The sequence below is a fragment of the Mycobacterium sp. genome (genome assembly GCF_035603715.1).
In the GTDB taxonomy this organism is placed as follows: Bacteria; Actinomycetota; Actinomycetes; order Mycobacteriales; family Mycobacteriaceae; genus Mycobacterium.
This window is the reverse complement of the sequence record NZ_DATNJW010000529.1, coordinates 1-10,674: the sequence shown is the minus strand read 5'-3', so window position 1 is coordinate 10,674 and position 10,674 is coordinate 1. Positions and strand designations below refer to the sequence as shown.

Below are 10,674 nucleotides of genomic sequence, written 5' to 3'. Positions count from 1 at the left end.
AGGTATCCGGATCGGGGTACAGGTGCTCATCAGTTGAGCCCGCCGTCTTGTTCACGTAGTCACGATCGAAGATGCCCAATTCCGCAAGCCAAAGAGCCGTGCGCACCAACGAAACCCTGACGCGGTAGCTTCCGCCCTCCTTCGCCCGCCGCAGCAGCGCCGATAGGATTCCGCACGTTGCCAGCCAACCCGCCGCGTAGTCGCAGGCCACAAAGATCGATGGATGTACTGGTTTCTCGTCGCTGCCCTCGATGTTGTCGAGGCCCAACGCGAAGGTGGCCGTGATGTCGAAGCCGACGCGACTCGACCACTGCCCGGATTCGCCGGCCCAGGTGATCTGGGTATCGATCAGACCCGGGCGTTCTTTGAGCACGTCATCGGGCGTGATATCGAAGCGCTGCCGCCATCCCGTACGGCGGTTTGTGACCAATACGTCGGCCTGGGAAAGGAGTTCACCGAACGTTGCGCGGCCCGCCTTGTCAGCCAACTCAAGCACGGTGGAGCGCACTCCGACATGCGAGGTGTAGTGCCAGAGCGAGTGCTCGACATCGGTTGGTCGCCACACATTGAGTGAGTCAGCGCCGTGCAGCGCCATGGCGCGACCGATCGACGGCGCGGCAATGACGTGGCTCGACGACAGCAAACGGATGCCATCAAGCGGCGTGGTCGGATTGGGCGTGAAGGGTATTGGATCGCTTTCGCCGACTTTCTCGACGCTGACCAGAGGCATCGGCCCCAGGTTCTGGGTGAAGGCATCCATCTTCAGCACGTCTTTGATGTTGCGGGCCAGCGGCATCGGGACGCCGGCTTTCTCCGCGGCCTCTTCTAATTCTTCGCCCTGCCACTCTTTCACCGCGTCGGCCAGCGACTGGTACGTGCCGCCCCTGGGTTTGAGGAGTTCGAGTGCGTGCTGGCGCAAGGCGGGGTAGGGCTCGGCGAACATAACCCACTTGCCATCTTTGGTTGGGACAATATCCGGGCCGCCGGCAAAAGGGCTGAATGGATCGGTGCGTCCCGGGAATCCATTGAGCAGCTCCCACTTTCCGTCGAGGAACGGTGTGAGACGGCGCAGGGATTTGCGCACGTCGATGTGAATATCCTGACCTTCGCCGGTACGCTCCTTCCAGATCTTTGCGATCAGAATCGCCTTGGCCGCGAGCGAGATTGCGCTGATCGAGCCATAGGGCAACCGATCCGGCGTGATCGGATCAGCGCCGTAGTACGTGACCTTGCCTCCGGAATCGGAAGCTGACGCCCCTAGGCTTTGCAGTAGGGACTCGACATGTGCGGGCACGTCAATCGAGCTGCTCTGTAATGGGTTGTCGTAGTTGGCAATGATGGCTTTTGCCAGCTGTTCTGCCGCGCTCACTGTGCGCCTTTCGGTTGATCCTGGCCGGATTGGAATCCCGTATTGACGAGGCTCAACGCGGAAGCAGTTCCCGAGAGTTGATGACCTCCACGACGCCGGCTTCTTTCAGCGTCGCGATGTCCTTGAAACCGCAGACCGCTAAGCACAAATCGAGTTCGGCCAGGAAGGACCGCAGATAGTGAGTCAAGCTTTCTGCACCGCCGTACGACAGTGCGTAGGCGTAGGGCCGTCCAAGCCCGACGGCCGTCGCGCCAAGGGCTAGCGCAATGATCGCGTCGGTAGCCGAGCGCACGCCGGAGTCGAACATGACCGGTGTGGAGCCGGCCGCTTTGACGATGCCTGGTAGCAACTGCAGTGTGGAGACTGCCGAATTTGCCTGACGGCCACCATGATTAGTGCAGTACAGTACGTCCGCGCCGTTGTCGATCGCCAGGCGCGCGTCGTCGGGATGTTGAATTCCCTTGATGGCGATCGGAAGCTTCGTCTGGGTCCGGATCCAGCGCAGGTCCTCCCATGACAGTGGATTGGCGAAGATCTTCGTATAGTGCGCCAAGGCGGCTGGCTGGTCTTCTTCCGGCGGCTTAGCCAGGTGTTTGGTGAAGTTGACATCTGTGTAGTAGTTCTGCATGCAGTAGCCGCGGAACTGCGGAAAGTTCCCTCGCTCAAGATCCATCGGCCGGAAGCCAAGGGTCCAGGAATCCACGGTAACCATCAGGGCGGAGTAGCCGCTGGTCTCGGCCCGGCTGATCAGACTTGCTGCCAGTTCTCTGTCGTCGGGTAGGTAGAGCTGGTAAAAAATCGGTGTGTCGCCTGCATGTGGGACCACGTCCTCCATGCGTGTCTGGGTGAACGTCGACAACGTGTATGGCACTTCGGTGGCCGCCGACGCCTGCGCGGCCGCCACATCACCGTGGAAGTCGGGTGCACATAAGCCAACCAAGCCGATCGGGGCCAAAAACATTGGCGACACAAATTTTTTGCCGAATAAGCTGATCGACAGATCGCGTTCGGGTGGGCTGACCATCATTCGCGGCACGATCCCATAGCACGAGAACGCAGCGATGTTCGCGCGCTGGGTCCGTCCGTCGCCTGCGGCCGCCGACACATACCGGTACACCCAATCCGGAAGTGCCTCAGATGCTTTGCGCTCGATCGAGGCAAAGTCAAACGGGTATCGGGTCGTTACTCCTTTTACCGCTTCGGCGTAGACCTCGTTTTGGAAGTCGCCGAAATTGGTGGCCATGGTCAACGGGTCGTTTCCCAGTACGCGCTTGTCATGCTCCGGCGATCCAGGCCTGTTCTTGCCCGGGCTCGGGCAGGACACGGCCGCCTTCGACCGCTCCGCTCGCCGGACTGTTCTGGATCACCATCATTACCCGGTCGGGGCCGACGTTGGCGATCCGAGACACGGCTGCTGCGATTTCCGTGGCAAGACGGGTTGTTTCGTCTTCCGGGTGACCGGATCGCACCCAACTGTTGACCAGCACCGGATTCGCGGGCACGCCGTCGGTGTAAATCCCGCCAGGGGGCAGCTCGTGGAAAACGACGTTGACATAGGTGCTGGGCACGTGGTTGATCTCGGCGTGGATGCGGCTGATCTCCTGAGCCAACGCGCTCTTGACGTCGGCGGTCAGCGTCGCCGTTGTCGTCGTGCAGGTGTAGACCGGCATATTCGTTTCGCTCCTTGAAATATTCGATGAGCTGGCGGCGTCAGCCCAGATGAGCGGCCTGCGCTTTGGTCGGCACTACGATGACCGTGGGCCCGTCGACCTTCAGCGCGGCATTGAATTCGTGGGCCAATTTTTCGCAGTTGTCGACATTGACCGCGCGGACCCCGAAACCCGTTGCGAGGGAGGCGATGTCGAGGCCTGGCAAGTCCAGTGCCGGCACGCCGGGCGTCTTTTCCAATACCGCGAACGACTTCAGGATCGAGTATTCGCCGTTGCGCATCGCGACGAACACGATCGGTAGCCGGTGCTGGGCGGCGGTGTAGAGCGCCTGCACCGAGTATTGGAACGACCCGTCGCCGATGGTGGCAAGCACGTGGCGCTTGACGCCACGGGCGCGGTCGCCGAGGGCGACGCCCACCGCCGCGGGCAACCCCCAGCCGATACCGCCGCTGGCGGTGGCGAAAAACGACCCAGGCCGGGTGCTGGGCAGGAATCGCAGTTGTTGGGCCATCGTCGACGTCGATTCGGTGACCAACGGCGAATCGGCGGGCGTGACGGTCTTCAAGGTGGACCACACCGCATCCGGCTCCAGTGGTGCCGACCCGGTCACGTCAACCTCGGAGGTCGGCACTTGTCTAGTCGGGACCGCCCGGTCGCTGTGATCATCGACCATGTCCACCAGTTGCTCCAACGCCAGCAGGGTGTCCCCCAGCACGCTGTCACCAACGGGCGCCGCACCAGCCAGTCCCGGGTCGGCAGTGATCTGCAGCAGTTCGGTGTCCTCGGGCAGGTACTCGCCGGCCACGTAGGGGTAGTACCGGAAGACCTGCGCCCCGATCACCACAACCAGGTCGTGACCCCGCAGCAGCTCGGTGACACCGGCGATGGTCATCGGCAACTGCCCCTGATACAGACGATGATCCTCGGGGAACGATGCCCGGTCGGGCAGCGGGCCGGCGTACACCGGCGCCCCGACCTTCTCCGCAAACGCCACACCGACATCCCAGGCCCCCGCGCGGTCGACCTCCGGCCCGAACACCAGCAGCGGCCGCTGCGCACCGCTGATGCGCTGGGCGAATCCGCGCAGCCGCTCGGCATCCGGGCTGACTCGGTGGCTCACCGTGCGGACCACAGCCGGACCCAGCGCGGGTTTCTCCCAGTCGTCGAGCGGGATCGACACGAATACCGGGCCGGCCGGTGGCTGTAACGCCACCGCGTAGGCACGCATGATCGCCGCGGGCACGTCCTCGGCGCGCTTGGGCTCATACGCCCACTTCACCCACGGCTGCGGAAACACCGTCTCGTCCTTGTTGGTCAGATATGGCTCGCACAACACCATTTCGCGGGTCTGCTGACCGGCCGTGACGATCAGCGGAGTGTTGCCCTTGGCCGCCGCCACCAGGTTGCCCATCGCGTTTCCCATCCCCGCAGCGGTGTGCACGTTGACCAGAGCGGGCTTGCCGGTGGACTGGGCGAATCCGTCGGCCATGGCCACCACCGAGGCCTCCTGCAATCCCAGGACATATGTGAAGTCGTCGGGGAAGTTCTTTAAGAACGTCTCCTCAGTTGAGCCCGGGTTACCGAACACCGTCGTGAGCCCCAGCTCACGAAGCAGGTCGTATGTCACCTCGTGAACGGATTTCTTATCAGTCATTGCGGTTGTCCGCCCTTCCACTAGGTGAGTCTCGTTTCTGATCACGCGTTGTTACCGAACACCTCACCCGGATCGCCGATGGTTGTCTATGTGCTCCGCAACAACGTCGAACCCCGGCCGATGTCGCCGGAAACAATCACCTGATTGCTGGAGGTCAAATCGTCTAGCGGGCAACGATGTAGAAGTAGCCCGCCCCGTCGACACGGCCGATATCGCCCGTCGAAAACCATTCGCTGACAACGGCATCTGCGGTGGCTTCCGCCAGGTGCCAGTAGCCCTGCATCACGTTGTGGCCGCGCACCTGAATTCGCCGGATGCTCCGATCGACACCAGCCCACTTCGACGGCTAAATCCACAATCAGCTGTGCGCCGTCACACCGAAGCGGCCAGGTTCTTGTGCCCGCCGACATTGCTTCCGCGAAGTCGCCCGATGGACGATTGCAAACTGGGCACAATGTGCCTAGACCAGGCACCTCAAGCACTCCTCGGAGGTACACCATGACCAGCCTGAGCACCAATCTCTTCGCATCCGCAGAGCGCTACCCCAATAACGTTGCGCTGCGTTGCGACGACCTGCAATTCACTTTCGCTCAGTTCGATGCGGCGGCCGCCAAGGTGGCGACGCTGCTCGAGCAAGCCGGAATCGAACCGGGGGACCGGGTCGGGGTGATGCTGCCCAATACCCCCGCGTTCGCCATCGCGTTCTACGGGATCATCTACCGCGGCGCCGTCGCGGTCCCGATGAATCCCTTGCTCAAGGCTCGTGAAGTGGCGTTTTACCTATCCAACAGCGGCGCGAAAGCGTTGTTCGCCACGCCCGGCTTCGCCGATGAGGCCAGTGCCGGCGCCGATGAAACGGGTTCGCAGTGCTGGATTGTCGACGACGCCGGCCTGATGGACCTGATCGCCGATCTGCCGGCGCAGGAGTCACCGGTGGAACGCGGCGCCGACGACGTCGCGGTCATCTTGCACACCTCCGGAACCACCGGAAAACCCAAGGGCGCCATGCTCACCCACGGCAACCTGGGCCGCAACGCCGAGGTCAGTTGCCGCACCCTGGTCGAGACCGGGCCGGGCGACGTCGTCATGGGCTGCCTGCCGCTCTTTCATGTGTTCGGCCTGACCTGTGGCCTCAACGGCGCGGTGCTGTCGGGAGCGACGTTGACGCTGATCCCTCGATTCGACCCGCGCAAGGCGATCGAGGTGATCGAGCGCGACGCCGTCACAGTGTTCGAAGGTGTACCAACCATGTATTCGGCGCTGCTAAGTGTGGCCGACGAGGCCGCGGCGGAGGCGACGCGCACGTTGCGGGTCTGTGTCTCGGGTGGTGCGGCAATGCCCGTGCAGGTACTCAACGACTTCGAAAAGGCCTTTGACTGCACCGTTTTGGAGGGCTATGGGCTCTCCGAGAGCTCACCGGCGGCCGCGTTCAACCATCCGCACCGGGAGCGCAAGGTGGGCTCGATCGGTACTCCGATCGAAGGCGTGCAGATGCGGGTCGTCGACTTGAATGGCGGCGAGGTACCGCAGGGTCACACCGGCGAGATCCAGATCCGCGGGCACAACGTGATGAAGGGCTACTGGAACCTGCCCGAGGCGACCAAGGCGACGATCACGCCGGACGGCTGGCTGGCGACCGGCGACGTCGGACGCGTCGACGAGGACGGCTACTTCTACATCGTCGACCGGACCAAGGATCTGATCATCCGCGGCGGCTACAACGTCTACCCCCGCGAAATCGAGGAAGTGCTCTACGAGCACCCCGATGTGGCCGAAGCCGCGGTCGTCGGTGTCCCGCACGACTCGCTGGGTGAGGAAGTCGGGGCCGCGGTGGCGCTGAAGGAAGGGGCGAAAGTGAGCCCCGACGAACTGCGCGACTACGTCAAGGAGCGGGTCGCCGCCTACAAGTATCCGCGCCAGGTCTGGTTGGTCGACGCCCTGCCCAAGGGTCCCACCGGCAAGGTGCAAAAGCGCGACATCACCATTCCGACAACCGAAAGCACACGATAACCATGGCAACTCCCAAGGACACCACGGCCAAAGTCGACGAGCTGGCGGCGCCACTCGACCTGCTGCTCACCAGCGCCACAAAGCCCTTCGCCAGCCGGATGATGCCGAACGCCACCTGGGCCCGCTTCGCCGGCAACCTCGCTCAGCACCCCGGCGCTGTGGCCGACCGAGTGGGCTCGCTGACCCGTGAGCTCGGCAATATCGCGGTGGGCAAGTCGCACCGCGCTCCGGCCCGCGCCGACAAGCGCTTCAGTGACCCTGCGTGGCAGGAGAATCCGTTGCTGCACCGGATCATGCAGGCCTATCTGGCGGGCTCCGAGACCGCTGAGGAGTTACTCGCGGACGCGCAGTTGGATTGGCGCGACAAAGAGAAGATGCAGTTCGTCATCGACAATTTCGTCGAAGGCCTGGCGCCCAGCAACAACCCGCTGATCAGTCCGCTCGGCTGGAAGGCGCTGATCGACACCGGCGGTCTGAGCGCGGTGCGTGGCGCGAGAGCCTTTGCCCGAGACATGCTTTCGAAACCCCGAGTGCCAGCGATGATCGAACCCGACGCCTACGCGGTGGGGGAGAACCTGGCTGTCACCAAAGGCGCCGTCGTACTGCAGACCTCGGTGTTCGAATTGATCCAGTACGCCCCGCAGACACCCAAGGTGCGCGCAATTCCATTGCTCATGGTGCCCCCGGTGATCAACAAGTACTACGTCTTGGACCTCGCGCCGGGGCGCAGCATGATCGAGTACTTCGTCCAGCAAGGCCAGCAGGTGTTCGTGATCTCATGGCGGAACCCGCAAGCCCGCCACCGTGATTGGGGATTCGATGCCTACGGGGCGGCGATCATTGAGGCGATGGACGCGGCGGAGAAAATCACCGGAACCGACAGCACCCACCTGCTGGCCACCTGCTCGGGAGGCATCCTGGCGGCGATGACCGCGGCCCACCTCGCCGAGATCGGCGAGGGTGACCGGGTCGCGGGCCTCAACCTGGCGGTCACCGTGCTGGATGAGACCCGCGCGGGGTTTGCTGCCGCGGCGATGAGCGACCGCGCGGCGCAAGCCGCCATTCGAACCTCGGCCAGAAAGGGTTTCCTCGACGGGCGCGACATGGCGGAGATGTTCGCCTGGCTGCGTCCCACCGACCTGGTGTGGCGCTACGTGGTGAACAACTACGTGCAGGGCCGTAAGCCCGCGGCGTTCGACGTGTTGTTCTGGAACGCCGACACCACCCGGATGGCCGCCGCGCTGCACCGCGACATGGTGCTGATGGGGCTGAAGAATGCGCTGGTCACCCCCGGTGGGGTCAGCATGCTGGGCAGCCCGGTCGACCTGTACAAAACCACCGCGGACGCGTACATCGTTGGCGGCATCGCCGACCACATCTCCCCATGGCAAGCCACCTATCGCAGTGCGCGACTGCTGGGCAGCAAAGACAACCGCTACGTCTTGTCCACCAACGGTCACATCGCGGCGCTGGTCAACCCGCCAGGCAACCCCAAGGCATCGTTCCGCACCGGTTCAGTCGACGTCGAGGATCCCGACCAATGGCTGGACACCGCTGAGAAGCACGCGGACTCCTGGTGGCCGGACTATACGGCCTGGCTCGCTGAGCGTAGTGGTCCGGAGGTTGACGCTCCGAAAATGCTTGGTGGGGAGGAGCTTCCGCCGCTGGGCCCCGCTCCGGGTAGTTATGTGATGGAAAAGTGAAGTCACAAGCTGCCGAGAAGCGTCAAGCGGCCCGCGATAGGCGCCGCCTTCGTGCTCTGCCCGTGAGTCAGTTCGGCGAGGAGTGCTACGTCGCCACCGGCGGGCAGCGGATCCGGGTGAACGTGCGGTGGGGAACCGGTGTGCCGCTGGTGTTGTGCAACGGCATCGGGGCAAGCCTGGAAGTGCTGGACCCACTGGTGGAGCAACTCGATCCGGATACCACGGTGGTCAGATTCGATGTGCCGGGAGCCGGAGGATCGCCCACATCCCTTGCACCCTATGGCTTCCCGTACCTCGCCTGGGTGCTCGGCCGGGTGCTGTCCGAGCTGGGAATCGGCGTAGTGGACGTGCTCGGACTGTCCTGGGGTGGGGCGCTTGCGCAGCAGTTCGCGTTTCAGAATCCGCGCCGGTGCCGCCGCCTGGTTCTGGTGGCGACAGGTACCGGTGCACTGATGGTGCCCGCTCATCCACGTGTGTTGGCGAAAATGGCTACCCCCCGCAGGTTTTCGGATCCGGACTACGCAGCCTCCATTGCCGGTGAGCTGTACGGCGGCACTGTCCGCGCTTACGGGGATGATGTGGCGCGACTCTTTCTTCAGCAGTTGCACGCCGGATCGAAGATGGGCTATCTGCACCAGCTTCTCGCGGGTTCGGTGTGGACCAGCCTGTTCGCGCTGCCTGCGGTACGGCAGCAGACGCTGATCGTGGCGGGTACCGATGATCCGATCATCCCTATGGTCAATGCGCACATCATGAACGCATTGCTGCCCCATTCGCGACTGCACCAGCACAGCGGCGGCCATATCGATTTGGTGCACAATGCCGTCGAGCTCGTGCCCGTCATCGAGACTTTTCTGCACGAACATGGAGATCGGCCATGACAACGATGCCAAAGCCGCTCAGCTCATTTGAGACACGAGGCGCAAAGGACGCCGATCCAGCCACCGCCTCGCTGGTCGAGGACATCGGACTTGCCCGGGAGACCGACTACTTCCTGATGGCCGATCAGCTGACCGATCCGGAAAAGGAGATCTTCGCCAAGGTCCGGGCGTTCGGCGAGACCGAGATCCTGCCGATGGTCAACGAGTACTGGGAACGCGGCGAGTTCCCGTTCGACCTGATCCCGAAACTTGCCGCGCTGAACGTCGTCGGCGATTACAACCTGGGCGACCACGGGTGCACGTCGATGAGCGCGGTTGCCGCCGGCCTCGTCACCTACGAGCTGTCCCGCATCGACGGGAGCATCGCCACGTTCTTCGCCGTACACGTCGGCTTGGCAATGCAATCAATCAACATCCTGGGCTCCGAGGAACAGCGGCGACGTTACCTGCCGGCGATGGCGCGTCTGGAAAAAATCGGCGCGTTCGCCCTGACTGAGCCCGAGCACGGTTCGGACGCTGTCATCCTCGAGGCCACCGCGGAACGGCAAGGCGACGAATGGGTGCTCAACGGCCGAAAGCGCTGGCCGGGCAACGCCGTGTGGTGCGACTACATCGTCGTATACGCCCGCGACACCGCGGACAACCAAGTCAAGGCGTTCGTCGTGGAGAAGGAGAACCCTGGCTACGCGGCGACCAAGATCGGCGGCAAGATGTCGCTACGGATGGTTCAGAACGCGGACATCAGCCTCACCGATTGCCGTGTCTCCGAGGACGCCCGACTGCAGAACTGCAACAGCTTCAAGGATGTGGGCAAAGTGCTTGCGGGCACCCGCAACTCTGTCGCGTGGGGGTCGGCCGGACACGCAGTCGCGGCCTATGACATCGCCCTGAACTACGCCCTGCGGAGAAAGCAATTCGGCAGGCCGATCGCCAGGACCCAGGTTATCCAGTCGATGCTGGTGGAGATGCTCGGCGATCTCACCTCGATGCAGCTGTACGCGATCCGGATGGCCCGGCTCATCGATGACGGCAAGGCCGAAGAAACGATGGCCGCGCTCGCCAAGTACTACTGCACTGTCAAGGGCCGCAACGTGTGTCGACTGGCCCGCGACGTATTGGGCGGCAACGGTGTCCTGCTCGACTTCCATGTCATGCGCCACCTGTGTGATATGGAAGCCCTGGTCACCTACGAAGGAACTGCGGAAATCCAGTCCCTCATCGTCGGCCGGCACATCACCGGGCAGAGCGCGTTCGCCTGACCAGGCGACAGAGGATTCCTCGGTAGCAGTAGAATATTTCTCGTGCCGAGAACAGCGCCGGGCGAAGCACGGGACCGATTGATGGAGACCGCCCGCCGCCGGTTCGCGGCCGACGGCGCCATCGCCGC

The 10,674-nt window shown here is 63.4% G+C and carries 9 protein-coding genes; 4 read left to right on the top strand and 5 right to left on the bottom strand.

Annotation, left to right across the window (positions count from 1 at the left end):
- The 5 genes from VN856_RS21870 to VN856_RS21850 form a co-directional block, all read right to left on the bottom strand.
- Window positions 1-1,369, bottom strand: a 1,369-nt coding sequence (locus tag VN856_RS21870) for a CoA transferase (RefSeq protein ID WP_325692875.1), incomplete at its 3' end; no start/stop codon positions are given.
- 52 nt (window positions 1,370-1,421) lie between these two features.
- Window positions 1,422-2,612 (bottom strand): alpha-hydroxy-acid oxidizing protein, encoded by a 1,191-nt coding sequence (locus VN856_RS21865; protein ID WP_325692872.1) that lies wholly within the window; start codon window positions 2,610-2,612, stop codon window positions 1,422-1,424.
- A 31-nt stretch (window positions 2,613-2,643) separates the two neighbouring features.
- Window positions 2,644-3,039 carry a tautomerase family protein gene (locus tag VN856_RS21860; RefSeq protein WP_325692870.1) on the bottom strand — a complete coding sequence of 132 codons (396 nt, stop codon included), beginning with the start codon at window positions 3,037-3,039 and terminating at the stop codon, window positions 2,644-2,646.
- Between the two features lie 40 nt (window positions 3,040-3,079).
- On the bottom strand, window positions 3,080-4,693 hold the full coding sequence (gene mdlC / locus VN856_RS21855; RefSeq protein WP_325692869.1) for a benzoylformate decarboxylase: 1,614 nt from the start codon (window positions 4,691-4,693) through the stop codon (window positions 3,080-3,082).
- Window positions 4,694-4,856: 163 nt separating this feature from the next.
- Entirely contained in the window at window positions 4,857-4,994 is a 138-nt protein-coding gene (locus VN856_RS21850; RefSeq protein WP_325692867.1) for a hypothetical protein, read from the bottom strand.
- 197 nt (window positions 4,995-5,191) lie between these two features.
- On the opposite strand from VN856_RS21850, the gene VN856_RS21845 reads away from it, so the two are divergent.
- The 4 genes from VN856_RS21845 (at window position 5,192) to VN856_RS21830 (ending at window position 10,546) form a co-directional block, all read left to right on the top strand.
- The gene (locus VN856_RS21845) at window positions 5,192-6,703 is read left to right on the top strand and encodes a long-chain fatty acid--CoA ligase (protein WP_325692865.1); all 1,512 of its coding nucleotides are present in this window, start codon (window positions 5,192-5,194) and stop codon (window positions 6,701-6,703) included.
- Window positions 6,704-6,705: 2 nt separating this feature from the next.
- The gene (locus VN856_RS21840) at window positions 6,706-8,406 is read left to right on the top strand and encodes a PHA/PHB synthase family protein (protein ID WP_325692863.1); all 1,701 of its coding nucleotides are present in this window, start codon (window positions 6,706-6,708) and stop codon (window positions 8,404-8,406) included.
- 62 nt (window positions 8,407-8,468) lie between these two features.
- Window positions 8,469-9,287, top strand: a complete 819-nt coding sequence (gene phaZ / locus VN856_RS21835; RefSeq protein ID WP_325692861.1) for a poly(3-hydroxyalkanoate) depolymerase — start codon at window positions 8,469-8,471, stop codon at window positions 9,285-9,287.
- Window positions 9,284-10,546, top strand: a complete 1,263-nt coding sequence (locus VN856_RS21830; RefSeq protein ID WP_325692858.1) for an acyl-CoA dehydrogenase family protein — start codon at window positions 9,284-9,286, stop codon at window positions 10,544-10,546. Before phaZ ends, VN856_RS21830 begins: the two co-directional genes overlap by 4 nt.
- The last annotated feature ends 128 nt before the right edge of the window (window positions 10,547-10,674 follow it).